The organism is Enterococcus sp. 3G1_DIV0629 (genome assembly GCF_002141285.1).
In the GTDB taxonomy this organism is placed as follows: domain Bacteria; phylum Bacillota; class Bacilli; order Lactobacillales; family Enterococcaceae; genus Enterococcus_B; species Enterococcus_B lactis.
The window spans coordinates 512638-530770 of the sequence record NZ_NGLI01000002.1 but is presented as its reverse complement, the minus strand read 5'-3'; the positions used below and the strand labels follow the sequence as shown (position 1 = coordinate 530770).

Below are 18133 nucleotides of genomic sequence, written 5' to 3'. Positions count from 1 at the left end.
AGGATTCTCATGACAAATCTGCTCTCTCTTTTCTTATCATCTGCATCGCAAGGGGTCTTATGGGCCCTGCTTGCGATTGGTGTGTATGTCACTTTCCGTATCTTGGACATTGCCGACTTGACTGCTGAAGGAAGCTTCCCTTTAGGTGCAGGGATCGCGGCAGTAAGTATTACAAATGGCTATCATCCATTGACAGCTTGTCTTCTAGGCTTTTTAGGGGGTGCGGCAGCAGGGCTTGTTTCTGGACTGCTTCACACAAAGTTAAAAATTCCCGCCCTTCTTGCAGGGATCATCACCATGACTGGTTTATATTCTGTCACCTCCCGTGTGATGGGTGCGCCGAACATCTCTTTATTGGGTCAGCCAACGATCTTTCATTGGGTCGAGTCATTCGGCATAACAAAAGACAACGCTGTACTGATCGTCGGTCTGCTTTTTGCTTTGATCGTTGTATGTTTACTTGTTTTGTTCTTACGTACAGAAACAGGACTTGCTATTCGTGCAACTGGCGATAATCTGGCAATGAGCGAAGCAAACGGGATCAACACAGATAATATGAAGATCATCGGTTATATGATCTCTAATGGATGCATTGCTCTTTCTGGCTCCTTGCTTGCGCAAAACAACGGCTTTGCTGATTTGAATTCTGGTATTGGAACGATCGTGATTGGACTTGCTTCTATTATCATCGCAGAAGTTTTGTTACGTAACCAGCCACTATTTCTCCGTCTCTTGACTGTCGTTTTAGGTGCGGTCATTTACCGCTTTATTTTGGCGTTAGTCTTCGAACTGAATGTTGAACCAAGTGATTCGAAACTTGCTTCTGCTTTCGTGCTAGTGATCTGTCTTTCTTTCCCGCAGATTCAGCAAAAATTCCATTTATCTCAAAAAAAGAAAGGCGGTAGTGTCAAATGAATGACGTCTTAACATTGGAAAATCTCCATCATACCTTTGAAAAAGGAACGATCAACGAAAACCATGTCCTGAAAGGTATTAATCTTTCCTTGGAACCCGGCGACTTCGTGACGATCATCGGCGGAAATGGTGCTGGTAAATCTACTTTGCTGAACAGCATCGCCGGTACATTTTCTGTCGATCAGGGACAGATTTTATTGAATGGAAAAAATATCACGAAAAAATCCGTTGTCGAACGTTCGAAATCCATCAGTCGCGTATTCCAAGATCCTAAACTAGGGACAGCCGTTCGTTTAACGGTAGAAGAAAATCTTGCTCTTGCTATGAAACGAGGAAAAAAGCGCGGCTTCTTCCGTGGTGTCAAACCGCAAGACCGAACATTTTTCAAAGAACAGCTGGCTCGGCTGAATTTGGGTTTGGAAAATCGTTTATCCTCAGAAATCGGTTTGCTGTCTGGGGGACAACGTCAAGCCATCACGCTGTTAATGGCTACATTGCAGCGTCCAGAACTAATCTTATTAGATGAGCACACCGCAGCGCTTGACCCTGCTACTTCCAAAACGGTGATGGAATTGACAGAAAAGCTGATCACTGAGCAGAATCTCACTGCTTTCATGGTCACACATGACATGGAAGACGCGATCCGCTATGGAAATCGACTAATCATGCTTCATCAAGGAAGGATCGTCGTCGATATCCAGCAAGAGGAAAAACAGCAACTCACAGTACCTCAATTATTGGCGTTGTTCAAACAAAACAGCGGCACGACATTAAAAGACGATCAAGTACTTTTATCTTCATAATCAGAAAGAGGCTGGGACAAAAAATGAACGCCCACCCTCTTCTTTTTTCTCTTTCCTTCTTTCGTTTTTGCTTTATGTATCAACCGTTGTTTCTTCGAAAACTATTTTGTTCTCTCCTTCTTCCTGATAGAATGGATGGGAAAGGAGCTTGGTACCATGACAACAAAAGACAAAGTACTTCATTTATTGAAAAAGACGCCAGATTTTCTTTCCGGAGAAAAGTTAGCACAGCAACTGGAAGTTTCCCGGACAAGTATTTGGAAAGCCATCAAAGAATTGGAAAAGGCAGGCTATCGTTTTGAGCACGGGCCTACAGGGTATCGTTACCTGCCCTCTGACGTACTAGATGCAAAAGAAATCCAGCAAGATCTACGGTCTTTTATTCCTGATTTGAAGGTACAAACGATGTTGACTTCTGAATCTACGATGAAAGATGCCAAATTGGCAGCAGCTCACGGAGATTCTGTTTCGAAGTTATTTGTTGCTGATACACAAGAACAAGCTCGTGGACGTTTTGGACGACCTTTTTTTGCCGAACCTGGACGAGGAATCTACATGAGTCTCTTGCTCCATCCAGACAAACGTTTTGATGAACTGCCTCAATATACGATCATCGCAGCCAGCGCCTGTGTGAAAGCCATTGAATCTGTTACTGGACGTCCTGCTTCGATCAAATGGGTCAATGATATCTACATGAATGGGAAAAAAGTCTGTGGGATTTTATCTGAAGCAGTCAGTGATATGGAAAGCGGCAGGATCAGTCATATCATTATCGGGATCGGGCTGAATTTTTCTGTTCCTCAAAATCATTTTCCAGCTGATCTCCAAGAAAAAGCCACCTCTGTCTTTCCCGACGGACAAGCGAGTCTCACAAGGAATCAACTGATCAGCAAAATCTGGCAGGAGTTGTTTACCTATCTTTCTCAACCGAAAAAAGCATTGGACTTTTATAAAGAAAAATCATTCGTATTGGGAAAAACCGTGTCGTTCAATCAAAAAGGAACGACTTATGTCGGTCTTGCAAAAGAAATCGGTGATCATGGCGAACTGATCGTCCAAACAAATGAACAGGAAATGAGTTTGTCTTCTGGCGAAATCAGTCTCACATCTATCCGTACGCAATAATATCAGATTTCACAAAAGGACACCTGATCTCATACAGTGCCCTTTTTTCTGAGTTCTCTTCAAACGACTCTCCTTATCCTCTCAACTTGTAGTTTTTCTATCCTCTAGAAAAAGGTGTTCTAAACGTATCAAGAAAACATGGTACACTTTCATTAAATGAATCCATGCAAAAAACAGGAGAAGCATGCGTTTGTACAGCAAAAAGAGATAGAGGGCCGATTCCTTTTCTCGGTTTTCTATCTCTTTTCTATCAATGGTGGTAAAGCTGATTATTGTTTCTATTCAGTTTTTTTATGATACCCACAAAGGACTATTTGCTAGTCCTTTGTGAAAATACTTATGAGATCATAAGTTATGTGCTTGTTTCCTAAAAAATATCTATCTCCTCATCGTTCTTTTTATTGAGGAACGATGTCGATAGAGCCGATATAGCCTGCGCGATAATTTTCGATGACTATCAGTGGCAGGCATTGCCGATACCATCTTCTCCCCTAGGATTGAGATAGTTCACCTTTTCTTCTTGAAGCGTGCGACTGATATTGAGCACGTGATTTTCCGCTTGCAAGTCTTCATTGATGAACATATTTATCATACTCGTCAACACTAGCGTTGATAGTAATAGACTACCAATGATTTTCTTTTTCAATCCAATTACTCCCCTTTTATTATCTATGTAGCAACCAACTTACAACTAAAAAATCAACGCATCCCATCCCCCCTGTCTGATATTCTCGTGTTTCCATCTCCTATGATAAGGGACTATTTTGTTTTTTAATCTTTTTGTATGCGATTGCAACACTTTTAATAACATATTTGTTATTTTTTCCTACTTGCTACATAAATAGAACAATAAATAGAGTGATCAAGAAAGTTCTTTTGCTTTTGGAAAGAACTTCAGCTGGTTCTCAGGTGCTTCGCACACCACTTGCATTTTGAATTTTTTCTCTGCGACAGAACGGATTAAAAATTTGTCTGCGCTCGTCAATTTTATTCCGCTTTCTTTTTCGATGTCTTCAAACGTAAATGCATGTTTCTCTCCTTTTAGCCGAAGGATCAGGGGCGAAACATCTGTACGTGTTAAATTAGTGATGAGTTTTTTCAAATGCATCCTCCTCGATTTGATTTTTGCGGACAGCTGTTTTTCGCTTAGATAGACAGTAAAAATCGGCTGATTCCTCTGCCAACTTCACTTATGTTTTTACTATAACATGTTTTTTTTCATGCTTTGCGACCATAATTTCTAAAATTAAAAAAGAATGATACGAAGAAAAAAAGCCTTTGACAACAAGGATAAATGAGGATTAAAAAAAATCGTTACGTGTCTTTTCTCATAAAGAAGCCCCTTGTTTTATTTTTTATGGAAAATATCAGAAAAGCGTACCAGATATTTTCCACCTTAGAAAAAGCAGGAACAAAAACAAAAAGAAAGCATGATAAAGTGAATACAAAGATACAAATAAAAAACGAAAAGAGGAATTGACATGCCAAAAGAAGATATTGCAAATTCACCAGATTATAGGCAAGAAACGCTATTAGATAAAATGATCAGTGAGATTAAAGACCCTTCGATAAAAAAACTTGCAGCACAACTACAAGAAAAGACCAATGCTGTGGACATTGCAAAGACAAACGCAAGCAACTACGGTAAACTTACACCTGAATCCAAAATAACTGAATATAAAAATGAGTATAACGAGGCAAAATCAGAAGTAGAAAAAGCACGAGAGGAACTAGGAAAACGATCACCAACAATATTAAAAACCTTTGATGATACTAGAAAGACAATGGCGAAACAACAGGTACAACAGAAGCAAAAGGAACAATCATTTAAAAAACAAGAGGCAAAACAAGAGACCAGTTTAAATGATTTTAAGTCGATGCTAGCTACACAAAAAAATAATTTAAAACAATATAAGAATGTAAATACATTCATGAATAGACGTTTCAACAAAAATAAAATCGCAAATGCAATACAAAATTACGTAACTACTCAAGTAAAAATTGATAATGCACTCAGCGCTAATCCATCGTTAGGTTGGAATGCTAGAAAAGAGATGGCGGAACTAGAAAATCCACCTAAAAAATTACAAAAAGCAGTTGAGGAATACAAACAGAACCTTTCTAAAAGCCTAACCTCTCATCAGGTAAAAAACAGACGAAAATCCACCCACGCAGCATTAGGTAACTTAACTCAACACGCTAGTGAAAAAGCTAGTGGTTCAAATCTATCAAGTCCATCTCTGCCGAAACCTAACCACACACTTGGAAAATAATACTCAAAAAGCCCATCAACCGATTTCAATCGATTGATGGGCTTTTGTGTTCGTACATCATTTTCTTCAAATCAACAGCTTTCTACCTTACGAAGCAACCTCAAATCGATAACGAATGTCCAATCCAATATTGACTTCTTGCTGATAGTTCCCGAAGTATTGACCTTCGATCATAAACTGGGTTTGTTCATTCGGTACTAGCTCAGCAACTACCTGATTTGGTGTACTTTCATAAAGATCGACAAGGATATTGCTCGTCTTGTAATTCATACGAAGTTTTGCTGCTGCCCTCTCTGCAGATGGATCTGCATCAGCTGTACGTAACAGCTCCAAGTTATTCGTATTGTTCGTGATGTTGATTTCCTCCACACTGACTTTTAGATTTCTCGTCCCAGCATTCTCGATGTAGTAAAGCGGGGAAGAAACCATTCCTTTATTTACGTCAGTCGTTCCAAAAAGCAATTTTTTAGGAATCTTGACATCGATCCATTCCGTCGAGTTCTCCACGATAAATGGCACCGTATAGTTATACGTAGCTGTACCGCCTGTCGCTAACATTTCTTCTACTTCGATGATCCCGTTACTTGTTCCAGCTTTACTTGTGTCAGGATATTGGATGAACTTTGTCACATGGATCGTATCGAATCCGTCAGTCGACAGATAAGATTCGATATTTTGACTTAATTCCTCTTCTGTCAATCCACTTTCAATGGTTTGTGTTTCTACCTTCAATTGATTGATACGTAGAAGATTGAACCCATTGGCTGTCATTTCGTAAAAAGCTTGCGGATAGCCGATTACTTCTTTTACTAGTTGTTCATTTCTTGAGACAGCTGTTTTATTTCCAAGTAGGTTATTCCCTACAGAATCGAAAACTTCAAAAGAAAGCACATCGCCATAGGCTAATTCATTTTGTCTAAGAACATTGTTCCAGTTGCTCCTCAGTGTTTGTGCGTCCACAGTTAAGTTATTTGTCAAAAGGGAGAATCTTGGCGAAGTAAGATCACCACGATAAAATACTGCTTGTGGTGCAGAGGCTACTGGACTGAAGGAATCAAGTCCGTCTCCTTGCGTAGCTGTCAGTTTTGGCAAATTATTCTCTTCGGTCAATGACAGAACAGCCACTGTCTTATCAGAGCTTGCTGCCTGATCTTGGGCGATGATCGAGTTCCCCCACTTCACTTCATAAGGAACTGTCAGTTGTACGATACCTAGTCCATCAGTTGTACGGACTTCAATATCGATCTCACGCGTACCAATCAATGACGTATCAAGTTCTGAACGTAAGAATACTTCATACTCACTCGCATCCACAACTGTGCCATTTACTCGTACATTTCTAACCAATTCATTTAGATTGCGTCCATCGGCACTCTCACCTAAGTTGAATGTTTGTGGAGCTACTTCTGCTTCCAACTGTTTGATTGGAACTAATCCATTGTCAGTCACTCGATAATAAGAGAAAAGGGTGCCAAAGGAGTAGTTTTCCGCGACTTCATTTACCATCAGTCTGCTTCGAGTCCGAGATTCTGCATGGTAGACTTTAATGATATTCCCCGCAGAGACCTCTAACGGCTGGCCTTGATTGAATCCATTGATTGCATTCCTGTTACTCGTATTACCCGTGACTTCATATTGATAGGTGCTTGTTTCTCCGTTGAATACTTCGAGGGAATAATAGACGCTACTGCCATAATAAGAATGGACTTGTGTGTCTAGGTTCGCTCGGTTATCTCCAAAAGTTGAATGAAGTCGCAATGTACCATCAACACTTCTCGTCAAACTGTATGCTCCTACTGTACGATTACCAAGTCCTCTCAAGGAAATCGTACTTCCCCATTTCACGTCATACGGTACAGTTGTTCTTAGGATGCCTAATCCGTCCGTTGTGCGTATTTCGACTTCCACTTCACGCGTATCGATCAACGTCGTGTTGACTTCGGAACGTAGGGAGACTTCATACTCACTCGCATCCACAACTGTGCCATTTACTCGTACATTTCTAACTAATTCCTTTAGATTGCGTCCATCGGCACTTTCACCTAAATTGAACATTTGTGGAGCTGCTTCGGCTTCCAGATGTTTGACTGGAACTAATCCATTGTCAGTCACTCGATAATAAGAGAAAAGGGTGCCGAATGTATAGTTTTCGGCAACTTCATTTACCATCAGTCTGCTTCGAGTCCGAGATTCTGCATGGTAGACTTTAATGATATTCCCCGCAGAGACATCCAATGGATTCCCTTGATTGAATCCATTGATTGCGTCCCTGATAACCGCATTCCCCGTGACTTCATATTGATAGGTGCTTGTTTCTCCGTTGAATACTTCGATTGAATAATACACGTCATTGCCGAAATTAGGGTGAACGTTTAAATATTGACGACTACTGTTATCACCAAATGTCGAATGAAGTTGTAGCTTTCCATTCCCATCTTTTATCAAACTGTAGGATCCGACTGCATTTTCACCAAGTCCTCTCAAGGAAATCGTACTTCCCCATTTCACTTCATACGGTACAGTTGTTCTCAGGATGCCTAATCCGTCCGTCGTGCGTATTTCGACTTCTACTTCACGCGTATCGATCAACGTCGTGTTGACTTCGGAACGTAACGAGATTTCATATTCACTTGCATCCACTGCTACACCATTTACCTGCACATCCGTAACGAATTCTTTTAGGTCACGTCCGTCAACACTTTCACCTAAGTTGAATGTTTGTGGAGCTGCTTCAGCTTCCAAGTGTTTGATCGGAACTAATCCATTGTCCGTTACTCGGTAGTAAGAAAACGGTGTACCAAAGGAGTAGTTTTCTGCTACTTCGTTTACCATCAATCGACTTCGGCTGTGGGACTCCCCATGAAAGACTTTGATGATATTCCCCGCAGAGACCTCTAACGGCTGGCCTTGATTGAACCCATTGATTGCATTTTGGATAATCGCATTACCTGTGACTTCGTATTGATAGGTGCTTGTTTCTCCATCGAATACTTCGATGGAATAATAGACACTACTTCCATAATAAGGATGGACTTGCGAACCTTGATTCGTTCTATTGTCACCAAATGTCGAATGAAGACGCAGTGTGCTATCGTTGCTTCTCGTTAAACTATATGCGCCAACTGTACGATCACTAAGTCCTCTTAAGGAAATCGTACTTCCCCATTTCACTTCATATGGTATTTCTACTTCCAAGGAAACATTAGCTACAGTAGATGTTATCTTTACTTTAGCATTACGAGCACCTACTAAAGAAGTATCAAAATCAGTGAGTCGCTCTACTTCGTATTCATCAGGAGGAATCACTGTATCATTTAATGTGACCTCTTCTAATAAATCGTGAAGATTTAATCCACTAGTATTTTCGCCGAGAACAAAATCCTGTTTCATTGTTTTCACTGCCAAAACAGGAGACATTGGTTCAAATCCGTCTTCTGTCACTCTATAATAAGCGTAGTTCGTACCATAAGTGTAATTTTCTTCTTTTTCGTTTTCCATCAGCAGATTTTTATTTGAATAACCATTTGAGAACTTTTCCTCTGCATGATAAACTTTCACGATATTTCCAACGGATACATTTAGTGGAAGCCCATTGTTGAATTGGTCAATCGAATCTTCTGCAATCATTCCACCTTTGACTTCATACATGAATGTCCTTGATCCGTCAGCTAAGACTTCAATTGAATAGTAAAGTTCATCAGAAAACTCTTGATGAATTACTCCAGTAGGAAAGTAAAGTTCACCTTTTGTCGGAACAATTTGCATATTTCCACTATTATTTCTTATTAATCTGTAGACACCAACGGTTCCGTAATCGTAACCTTTAAGTCGAAGTGTACTTCCCCACTTGACAGTAATCGGCACTTCGATGACTGAAACAGCTCCCCCTGAATCTTCCAATTGAATGCTAGCGGTCATCTCTCCAACACGATCGATGTTTGGTCGGTTTAGATAAGTGGCTTTCAGCGCTGACGGATCGTCTCTGTCATCTGATACATTTTCTAGCAGATCCATCGGCGAATCTGGCAATGATTCTCCTAAATGCAATTCTTGCGCAATTGGATCAGCTGTTGGAGGGGCGTTTTCAATTGTAAAGGAAATCTCATAGTCATAGGAGACTGTTTTTCCTGTAGATAAAGTTTCTGTTACTCGGATCGTTCCGCTTGTCGTACCGACGACAGAAGTATCTGGATACTGGACAAATCTATCCAAGCTGATGTTCTCTACACTTGATACATCTAAGAACTCGGCTAATCGGCTGTCTAGTTCACTCTCCGTCATCCCTTGTAAGAGCGTATGACTTGATGTAGTCAATTTATTGATATTCAGCGCTCGGTAACCGGCTGCTGTGATCTCGTAGTAGACTTCTCCGCCGTTAGAGACAAATTGCTCGTTTTCTGTCACTGCATTCTTTGTTGGATCTGCTACCCATGTACGGACGACATCACCGTAGTTGACCGTTTGTGTGGACCAGCGGTTTAAGACATCTTGCTGTCTTTCTCCCCCTCTTGCTGAGATTGTTTGATTCGCGGAATCATTTGTCAAATCAAGAATATTTTTTTGACTAAAGTCGTACCAAGAGAAATTATAGTAATTTTGGCCTAAATAATTTTCGTTTATCACAAAATTATTGGTAGGTAAATTATTTCTACCTGTAACTGCAGTAATTGACGGATGAGCTCCACGATGATGCAAGGTGAAAGCTGCTACTGTTCGAACATTCATTCCATCTCCGCTGCCAAACACGATACTGTCTCCCCATATGACAGCTATGTTGATAGATAGCTCTTGAGAGAGAGTTGTTCCCTTTATAGTAACTCGAACTGCTTGTGATCTTTGAGTAATCGCGGTATCTGTAGCGATAGGTGCAGAGGTCATTTCTACTTCATATCTATCGACATCGAGTTTCTCTCCATCCACCTCGACATCCACAAACTGACGAAGATCGACCGTATTCATATCTGTTCCTAGTAATACTTTGTTATCAGGCTTAGCCGTTACTTCAAGTTTAGGAGACACGACAAATGGTACTGTGTAGTCGTATGACACTGTTTTTCCTGTAGACAAGGTTTCTTCGACTCGGATCGTTCCGGTTTTTTCTCCTAAAGTAGAAGTATCTGGGTAATCCACGAACCTCACTACTCGAAGGTTCTCCTTGCCAGAAGTGTCTAGAAATCGACTGACTTGACTATCTAAAGATGCTTGCGAAGCACCACGTTCAATCGATTGTTCTGTCGGTGTCAACGTATTGATATCCAATCTACGATAACCGTTCGTAGTAATTTCATAGTAGACTTCATTACCATAATAGAAAAATAACGGATTTGCTGTCATTGAACTTGTCACTACGTTCTTTTCCGGTTCTGCCACCCATGTACGGACGACATCACCATAGTTGACTGTTTGTGTCCTCCAACGGCTTAAAGCAGTATCCCGTAGTTCTTCACCTTTTGCTGTTACGGCTTGATTAGCAGAATCGTTCGTCAGATCCGCACTGTTTTTTTGACTCAAGTCATACCAAGAAAAATTATAGTAATCTTGTCCTGAGTAACTTGGATGTATAACACCATTAATTACACTAGAGGTTCTTCCTCTACTTGCAGTAATCGACGGACGAGTTCCACGATGATGTAAAGTGAAAGCAGCAACTGTACTCGCAATCACATTCTGAACCCCGCCAAACGCAATACTGTCTCCCCACACGACAAGTACGTAGAAACGTATTATTTCACTCTCGTAAACGGTTCCATTCATCGTATAGCGAATCCTCACCCATACATATTTTGTTCCTACTGTATCGATCACATCCGAGCCGTCTAGGTTGGTCTCAATGATCTCGTAACTATCTGGACCAGAAGAAGGTAATAGTATTCCGTTGACCCTTACCCTCAGACTATCTTTTTGTGCCTGAGGGTGCACGGACCCCAAAACAAGAGGATTATCAGGATTGGCTGTGATCGCTACAGTAGGTGCTGGCGGTGCTGGCCTAGTATTGACCGAAAAATTCCCGATCGACAGATAATTGATCGGCACATCTTCTATAGGCGTAGGTGGAACCTCATTACCTGAAGCTACGGCAGTAGAACCTAATACAAGATTATGGATCCCAGCTGTTAATTGGTAGTTGGTACGGTTGCTGGCTCTTGTTCTGGTAATCGTCCCTGACATCGTCATCGTGAAATTGTTATTGTTTATCGTGTGATTCGACGTAATACTAAGATCGCCAGAAGCACCACCGACTTCAATGACTTCCGTGCGTCCGATCCGGTAAGTCGTTGAATAGGCACTTGTATGATTTGGCGATCGACCATAGTACATTCTGTTGACATATCCAACACCGAGATTACCATTACCAACGATAAATGAGATCCAGTCACTGCCGTTCCCATATACGAGAGAATGGGTCGGGATCGTAAAGCTGTAGGAAATACTGTCCCCTACATTAGGTCCCAATTCTGACAAATTACTGACTCCCGTATTAAATCCAGGTTGTGCTGCTGCTCGATAAGAACTTTCTCCATTCCTTCTCAGATCCCCACGATATTGTGGAAGATTGGGAAGAGGAATCTGCGGACTTGGCACAGCCGTTTCTGGTACGGGAACTGCTGGCTCTGTTTGCGGTTCGACGGTCGATGGTTCGGCTGGTTCCGCTGATGCTTCTTCTGCTGCAGGCTCGGCTACTGCAGGAGCTTCTTTTAATTGCGGTTCGGCTATTGGTTCTGTCGGTGTTTCTTCGTTTGCTGACTCGCTACTTTCAGGCGTCAAAGATGAGACTGCGTAGACAAGGGTAGTCGGGCTGATGCTGGAAAACAGCAAGGTAAAAACTGCTAGTATTTTGAATAGTTTCATTTTTCTCTCCTCTCTCTTTTGTATTTGCTCGCTTGTCTAAACATCTGTGTCTCCAGACAAGTTTTTTTTACTTAATAAAGAAAGAGAACCGAGGAGAAGCAGCACGCCTGCTGCCGTTACCCACCTGCTTGTCCCTACAGCATTCGTCTGAGGCAGATTGCCTTTAGTGTCGCTAGAACCGGATGTTCCTGACGTATCTCCACCGGTACTTTTTCCCGAATCAGTTGCGGAATCCGCAGTTGAGCCTGTACCAGGCCCAGCACTTGAACCTGTTCCAGGATCTGTGCTTGGACCTGTTCCAGGTTCCGTTGGTTTTTCTGAATAGATCAGTCCGCTAACTTCGATCGTGCTTTCTTTTTCTGCTGCATCTGCCAAACCGCTTATTGATAGACAGATAAACCCTAGAAGGAAAAACAGCGGAATGATCCCTGTTTTTTTCATTTTTTTATACCCCTAGTGCTTCAAATTGCAAGACAAGCTCATATTTAGGGTTGATGGCTTCCCCAAATTGGAAATTCGCTCCGACGCTACCAGAGAAAGTGAACTCTGTGACATCGTTTTGGTTCGGCAATGTCACTAATTCACGTGGAAATTGCGGAGCAGCCGTCGGGTTGACTAAAGGGATGGATGTATTGCTGCTGACACTATCCATGTTCAACACTAATTCCGGCACCTTGTCTGCATCTTGCCCTTTGACGAAGTTGCCCACAGAGACTTTCACGCCTTTTGCTGAATTGTTCCTGATTTGATAGATTGGTGCTACGACCTTACCCTCTGTCGCATCTGTTTGCCCGAATAATACTTTTGTCGGGATCGATACATCGATCCAATCAACTGGATCTGTTGGCCCAGGTCCAGGTCCTGGATCAGTCGGGTCCCACTCTTTAAAAGTACCTTCTGCTGGGATCGTTGCGTTATCTTGCTTTTGGACTGATTCGTAAACTGTATTCGGATCAGGTTCACCACCCACCCATGTATAAGCGCTTACTGTTTGTCCGATTGCTGCACTGCTTACTAATGCAAGTGCCGGCAACAACATTTTTCTTGAGACTCTCATTTCTTTTCCTCCTAAAAAATATATATTTGCTATCAGTTAACTTTCAACTGTTAACTTTCCAACGACAGAAGATGTTCCGACTACATTCTTTTCGGTATCCAAAAATTGGACAGTACTAATCGTTTTGTATGTTCCTTTAGCTACTTTACGCAACAGTTTGCCTTCACTTACATATTGTTCTGGCTGGATCACTCCAGAAATGTAGATTTCATCGTCTTCTCCTTCGATATAAGTTGTCACTTCGATGGCATATTCGTTACTGGGCGGGTTTTGGATATTGACTGACCCAGGTTTGTCAGAGGTATCAAAACGCATCGTCGTGTCCAACTTCAGTCGAACATAATCTTCGTCTGCTTGATCTTGCAGAAAATTACGCAGCTCTTCTTCTGACATGTCCTTGATGAATGATTGATCGCCGCTATTCAAATTCATGATCACTTCCGGCTCTTTCCAGAAATGGTCATAGACAAAAAAGCCGCCGAGTGCAACTACCAGTACTACTAGGGAAGCGATGATCTTTTTTTTGTGTCGTTTGACCAGAATATCTTCCTCCTTTGCCATTTTTTATCGATAGAGCTTTCCTGTTTTTTCTATAAAAACAAATGGATCTGATTTTAGTTTTCCATGATGCTTTTATCGTTAAAACTGCCTACCTGTTAATACTTTATCAGACTCAGAACACACTCTCAGAACAGTTTTTTCCTTTTGTAGAAATATGTGGATGACCAGAAAAGTTAAATAAACTTCCTTCTTATTGGATTATTTATTAGGATGAAACAGTAACCGATTACAACATAAAATAGAGGGATTTGAAATGAAAAAGAGAAAATTGCGTTTACTGACGGCTTCACTACTATTTAGTACATTCCTTACTACTATACAGACCGTGGATGCCAATCAACTGAAATCAAAAAAGAACTTGCGACTTATTTTTGTCGTAAGTTCTTTTTTATTTAGTGTCTTAGTCTTTCAATCCCAACAAACGTCTCGCATAGATCACCTGACCAGAGTGCATGGCAGCATCATCAATAATAGAAACGAGACGCATCCCTCGCGTGACTGGTGGTGTCCAGTTCTCGTCAATTACTTCATCTAGCTCGGAAGGTTCTAACCCTTTTAAATAGGAAATAGCAGAATCAGAAGCAGCCCGCAAGTATCCCAGCAAGTCTTCTACTTGATTAGCTTGGATTTGTTTTGCTTGTTCCAGACTGTGCTTCCAATCTTGTTCGTCATCTGCTATTGTCATCGGAAATCGGCTTTCCCAGTCTTGGCTGTGCCAAATTGGAGAGGTACTGGCTAAATCAGCAATCTGGAAATCCAATTCTCGAGCGGTATGCCAAGCCAGCCAAGTCATTGATTTGATTTGCGGGGCTCTTTCTTCCACTGGAAATCGGTTGGCCTCCTCAATAGAGACGCCTTCAAACAAGCGTTCAAATCGCTCGTATGCTCGATCCACACTCTCGCATAACATATCTAAATAATTCATCTGTTTTCCTCCTTTTTATTTATCCTACGTGCTTTTTCCTAACTCTAGGATTTCTACTTAATATGTTACTACACCCCCTCATTTTTTACACTTTCCAGTCACTAACATGAATCGTTTGAAGATTGAAAAAGAAAAATATTTCTCCATTAGTATTTGAATAAAAGCAAGCAAAATGAATGATTCATTAATATTGTTTAAATAAACAATGATTTTTTAAACGAACAGTTTAACCCTAAGAAAAAAAGTGTATAATAGGAAAATATTTGAAAAAGGAAGAAGGTAAACAATGAAAAAAGGGGTAAGTTTACTCGTACTAGTTACTTTATTGTTCAACATCTTTTCGTATGGTGTGGCCGTTTCAGCGGAGACATTTCCTAAAGATCCTGGGAATGTTTATAATGATTTAACTGGTAACTATGGTTTGCTGGGAATTGCTAGTCAATTCCATGTATTTGCCAAAAATAAGACAACTGTTAATGCACATACAGACGGAAATATAGCGACACATGAACTGGATGCAAAAAATAATTTTGGTACAAACCTTCATGAAGGTTTGTTGAACCAAGAAATCAATTATATACAAAAAACTGATTCTTTCATTAATTCTTCAGGTATCCCTACTGGCGACACAAGAGTAAATAAATTTGTCGTTGGTAGCAATGTGAATGTAGCATTACAAGATGGGCATCCTACGGTTAATGGATCAAGGCTTGATCACTTAACTCCAGATGATTTTTATAAAGATCGTGATGGAAACGAATATATTGATTTCGAGCAAGAGTTTGCTAGATTGAATGTAGCAGCAAATGACCTTGCAACTGCCACCCCAGCTAAAACATATACTGCTGCGGATTTTCCAGACATGAATAATCGAACCATTGATTTGACTGGTTTATCAGATTCTGGATTTTTATTGGTAAATATTGACGCAGAAGTGTTAACGATGAATACGCCACTTCAAATCATTAACCCAAGTGATCAAGTAGTCGTATTTAATGTCATCAACAGTGCTTCTGCATTAAACGTACAGTCACCAATCAAATACAATGATCGTTCAAATCATGAAACAGAAGATTTTTCGGATGCGAATATCTCTTGGAATTTCGGAAATGAAATGACTGATTTGACAATCAGTGCTCCTTTTCAAGGAACGATTCTTGCGCCTAATGCCACTATTCACATTACTCAAAACCAAGACGGAACGATTATAGGGACAAATGTGATTTTAGATGCGGCTACCAATCGTTGGGATCCTAACGAAATATTTATCAGCGACAATGGTACAGGCGGTACAGATACAACGACTACAAGTGACAGTACAGACACAACTGCTTCAAGCGATAGCACAGACACAACTACCACAAGTGACAGTACAGACACAACTGCTTCAAGCGATAGCACAGACACAACTACCACAAGTGATAGTACAGATACAACGGCTTCAAGTGATAGTACGGATACAACTGCTACAACAAGTGATAGTACCGACACAACGACTACAACTGATAGTACAGATACAACGACTACGACATCAAGTGATAGTACTGACACAACGGCTTCAAGCGATAGCACAGACACAACTACCACAAGTGATAGTACCGACACAACAGCTTCAAGCGATAGCACGGATACAACGACTACAAGTGATAGTACAGGTACAACGACTACAACCGATAGTACCGACACAACTGCTTCAAGTGATAGTACGGATACAACTACCACTTCAAGTGATAGTACCGACACAACTGCTTCAAGCGATAGCACGGATACAACTACCACTTCAAGTGATAGTACAGATACAACTGCTTCAAGTGATAGCACAGATACAACGACTTCAACCGATAGTACAGATACAACGGCTTCAAGCGATAGCTCGGATACTACTAGAACAACAAGTGATAGTAACGACACAACGACTACAACCGATAGTACGAATACTACTACCACAAGTGATAGTACAGATACAACTGCTTCAAGCGATAGCTCGGATACTACTAGAACAACAAGTGATAGTAACGACACAACGACTTCAACCGATAGTACGGATACAACTACCACAAGTGATAGTTCCGACACAACGACTACCACATCAAGTGATGGTACAGGTACAACGACTACAAGCGACAACACGGATATCACTGGCACAGGCGTTAGCAAAGACACTAGAACTACAAATATTAGTACGAATACAACGGCCATAAGTGACAGTACCGATACGATAGATACAACATTTATCACAAGTGATCGCCGTCATGCAAGTGTTTCCTTTCCAAAAACAAGTTCGGATAACAGGACGAACGTTAACGTAACTAATAAAACAAGCGATGATCATTTAAACAAATCAAAAAAAGTACTTCCTAAAACTGGAAGTCAATCAAATAATTGGATAACAGTCGCAGGCGTTATATTACTTGTAATCGGTTTAAGAATCACTTTCATGAGTAATAAGAAGTCGAAAAGATAAAAAGATGATCCGAGATAAAAATAAAGAGCAACGTCAGTTAGTGACGTTGCTCTTTATTTTTGCTTGTTAACATCAATAAAAAACATTTCAAGTGATCCAAAAACACGCAGATTTCATCCTTAGGAATCTATCCACGTGTTGCACCAATTTCAATTCAGTCTTTGCGATCCAGAATCAGTCGGGTAAGGGAAAAAAGATTTTCTCTCGTTCGAAGAGAGGTGTCAGGTAATTTCTTGATTTCTTTCAACGCCTTTTCGGTGTAGGCTGCTGCTAATTTCTTGGCTTCTCCCACACCTCCTGTACGTTCAACGATTTTGCGTACGGCTTCAACGTCTTCTTCTGTCATTTCCGTTTTCTTCTCTAAATAAGGCAGTAAACTCTGTTTGTTTTTTTGCAAAGAATAAATCAACGGCAAAGAATAGACTCCTTGACGCATATCTTCTAGTACAGGTTTCCCGATTTCCTGACTCTCTTTTGTATAATCCAAAATATCATCGATAATTTGAAAGGCCATCCCGATAGAGAGTCCGATATCTCCTGCTTTTTTTGCGAAACGCTCGCTTGTTCCACTTTCAAAAGCGCCAACAGAACAACTTAGTTGGAACAATTCAGCTGTCTTACCTGAAATGTTCTCCAAATATTCTTTTACAGAAAGTTCATAATTATAGCGATCATCCATCTGCCCTAGTTCGCCATTCAATACTTTTTCCATACTGCGAGAATTCAATTGAAGACTTTTCAGGGAAGTCGAGTAATCAGACAATAGTTTAAAACAGCAGACGAATAAATAATCTCCTGCATAGACAGAAACGACATTACCAAACTGACTACGGATATTAGGCTGACCACGCCGCAGATCCGCTTCATCAACGATATCATCATGAATCAGTGTGGCCGTATGGAGCATTTCGATGGAAGCTGCCAAAGCGATGGCTTTGTCTCGGTCTTGCTCTGGTCCAAATTGTGAGAACAGTAGCTGATAGGCAGGTCGCAACAGTTTTCCGCCGGCATGGATCGTTTCTTTGATTGCTTGTTCGACAGGTTTGTTTTTCAGACGGACAGTTTCTTCCATCCGTTTTAGTGTTTCTGTCAATTCTTTACTTAAAGCAGGATAGTTTTCCCACATTGGATGTAGCTTCATAAAAAAACTCCTTGTGTAAC

The 18133-nt window shown here is 40.8% G+C and carries 13 protein-coding genes; 5 read left to right on the top strand and 8 right to left on the bottom strand.

Annotation, left to right across the window (positions count from 1 at the left end; translation table 11 throughout):
• Nucleotides 1-9: 9 nt before the first annotated feature.
• From A5816_RS11340 to A5816_RS11325, 3 genes are all read left to right on the top strand, one after another.
• Nucleotides 10-915, top strand: a complete 906-nt coding sequence (locus A5816_RS11340; RefSeq protein WP_002320483.1) for an ABC transporter permease — start codon at nt 10-12, stop codon at nt 913-915.
• Nucleotides 912-1718, top strand: coding sequence for an ABC transporter ATP-binding protein (locus A5816_RS11335; RefSeq protein ID WP_086286384.1), 807 nt, complete (start codon nt 912-914; stop codon nt 1716-1718). The genes A5816_RS11340 and A5816_RS11335 overlap by 4 nt, the downstream gene beginning before the upstream one ends.
• A 156-nt stretch (nt 1719-1874) precedes the next feature.
• Nucleotides 1875-2843: a biotin--[acetyl-CoA-carboxylase] ligase gene (locus A5816_RS11325; RefSeq protein ID WP_306297913.1), complete on the top strand. Its 969-nt coding sequence runs from the start codon at nt 1875-1877 to the stop codon at nt 2841-2843.
• 457 nt (nt 2844-3300) lie between these two features.
• Here A5816_RS11325 and A5816_RS11320 read toward each other — a convergent pair whose 3' ends face one another.
• Nucleotides 3301-3489 carry a hypothetical protein gene (locus A5816_RS11320; RefSeq protein WP_086311359.1) on the bottom strand — a complete coding sequence of 63 codons (189 nt, stop codon included), beginning with the start codon at nt 3487-3489 and terminating at the stop codon, nt 3301-3303.
• Between the two features lie 216 nt (nt 3490-3705).
• A complete protein-coding gene (locus tag A5816_RS11315; RefSeq protein ID WP_016629240.1) occupies nt 3706-3951 on the bottom strand; it encodes a hypothetical protein in 246 nt (81 codons plus the stop codon).
• A 373-nt stretch (nt 3952-4324) separates the two neighbouring features.
• Here A5816_RS11315 and A5816_RS11305 point away from each other — a divergent pair, with 373 nt between their 5' ends.
• Nucleotides 4325-5116: a hypothetical protein gene (locus tag A5816_RS11305; RefSeq protein ID WP_086311357.1), complete on the top strand. Its 792-nt coding sequence runs from the start codon at nt 4325-4327 to the stop codon at nt 5114-5116.
• Between the two features lie 87 nt (nt 5117-5203).
• On the opposite strand, the gene A5816_RS11300 is transcribed toward A5816_RS11305, so the two are convergent.
• From A5816_RS11300 to A5816_RS11275, 5 genes are all read right to left on the bottom strand, one after another.
• Nucleotides 5204-11965, bottom strand: a complete 6762-nt coding sequence (locus tag A5816_RS11300) for a putative mucin/carbohydrate-binding domain-containing protein (RefSeq protein WP_143354108.1) — start codon at nt 11963-11965, stop codon at nt 5204-5206.
• Nucleotides 11966-12001: 36 nt separating this feature from the next.
• Complete coding sequence (locus tag A5816_RS11295) at nt 12002-12406, bottom strand: LPXTG cell wall anchor domain-containing protein (protein WP_086311356.1); 405 nt, start codon at nt 12404-12406, stop codon at nt 12002-12004.
• Nucleotides 12407-12410: 4 nt separating this feature from the next.
• Nucleotides 12411-13022 (bottom strand): hypothetical protein, encoded by a 612-nt coding sequence (locus tag A5816_RS11290; RefSeq protein WP_086311355.1) that lies wholly within the window; start codon nt 13020-13022, stop codon nt 12411-12413.
• A gap of 36 nt (nt 13023-13058) precedes the next feature.
• The gene (locus tag A5816_RS11285) at nt 13059-13583 is read right to left on the bottom strand and encodes a hypothetical protein (RefSeq protein WP_010733037.1); all 525 of its coding nucleotides are present in this window, start codon (nt 13581-13583) and stop codon (nt 13059-13061) included.
• 400 nt (nt 13584-13983) lie between these two features.
• Complete coding sequence (locus A5816_RS11275) at nt 13984-14508, bottom strand: DUF664 domain-containing protein (RefSeq protein WP_086311354.1); 525 nt, start codon at nt 14506-14508, stop codon at nt 13984-13986.
• A 286-nt stretch (nt 14509-14794) separates the two neighbouring features.
• Here A5816_RS11275 and scm point away from each other — a divergent pair, with 286 nt between their 5' ends.
• Complete coding sequence (gene scm / locus A5816_RS11270) at nt 14795-16972, top strand: collagen-binding MSCRAMM adhesin Scm (protein ID WP_086311353.1); 2178 nt, start codon at nt 14795-14797, stop codon at nt 16970-16972.
• A gap of 154 nt (nt 16973-17126) precedes the next feature.
• Here scm and A5816_RS11265 read toward each other — a convergent pair whose 3' ends face one another.
• Nucleotides 17127-18113: a polyprenyl synthetase family protein gene (locus A5816_RS11265; RefSeq protein ID WP_086311352.1), complete on the bottom strand. Its 987-nt coding sequence runs from the start codon at nt 18111-18113 to the stop codon at nt 17127-17129.
• Nucleotides 18114-18133: the final 20 nt, after the last annotated feature.

What these genes read in the sequence shown, in the direction of transcription:
- A5816_RS11315 (WP_016629240.1), bottom strand. Translation starts at nt 3,951, where the DNA reads ATGCATTTGAAAAAACTCATCACTAATTTAACACGTACAGATGTTTCG.
- scm (WP_086311353.1), top strand. Translation starts at nt 14,795, where the DNA reads ATGAAAAAAGGGGTAAGTTTACTCGTACTAGTTACTTTATTGTTCAAC.
- A5816_RS11300 (WP_143354108.1), bottom strand. Translation starts at nt 11,965, where the DNA reads ATGAAACTATTCAAAATACTAGCAGTTTTTACCTTGCTGTTTTCCAGC.
- A5816_RS11285 (WP_010733037.1), bottom strand. Translation starts at nt 13,583, where the DNA reads ATGGCAAAGGAGGAAGATATTCTGGTCAAACGACACAAAAAAAAGATC.
- A5816_RS11335 (WP_086286384.1), top strand. Translation starts at nt 912, where the DNA reads ATGAATGACGTCTTAACATTGGAAAATCTCCATCATACCTTTGAAAAA.
- A5816_RS11275 (WP_086311354.1), bottom strand. Translation starts at nt 14,508, where the DNA reads ATGAATTATTTAGATATGTTATGCGAGAGTGTGGATCGAGCATACGAG.
- A5816_RS11340 (WP_002320483.1), top strand. Translation starts at nt 10, where the DNA reads ATGACAAATCTGCTCTCTCTTTTCTTATCATCTGCATCGCAAGGGGTC.
- A5816_RS11305 (WP_086311357.1), top strand. Translation starts at nt 4,325, where the DNA reads ATGCCAAAAGAAGATATTGCAAATTCACCAGATTATAGGCAAGAAACG.
- A5816_RS11290 (WP_086311355.1), bottom strand. Translation starts at nt 13,022, where the DNA reads ATGAGAGTCTCAAGAAAAATGTTGTTGCCGGCACTTGCATTAGTAAGC.
- A5816_RS11295 (WP_086311356.1), bottom strand. Translation starts at nt 12,406, where the DNA reads ATGAAAAAAACAGGGATCATTCCGCTGTTTTTCCTTCTAGGGTTTATC.
- A5816_RS11265 (WP_086311352.1), bottom strand. Translation starts at nt 18,113, where the DNA reads ATGAAGCTACATCCAATGTGGGAAAACTATCCTGCTTTAAGTAAAGAA.
- A5816_RS11325 (WP_306297913.1), top strand. Translation starts at nt 1,875, where the DNA reads ATGACAACAAAAGACAAAGTACTTCATTTATTGAAAAAGACGCCAGAT.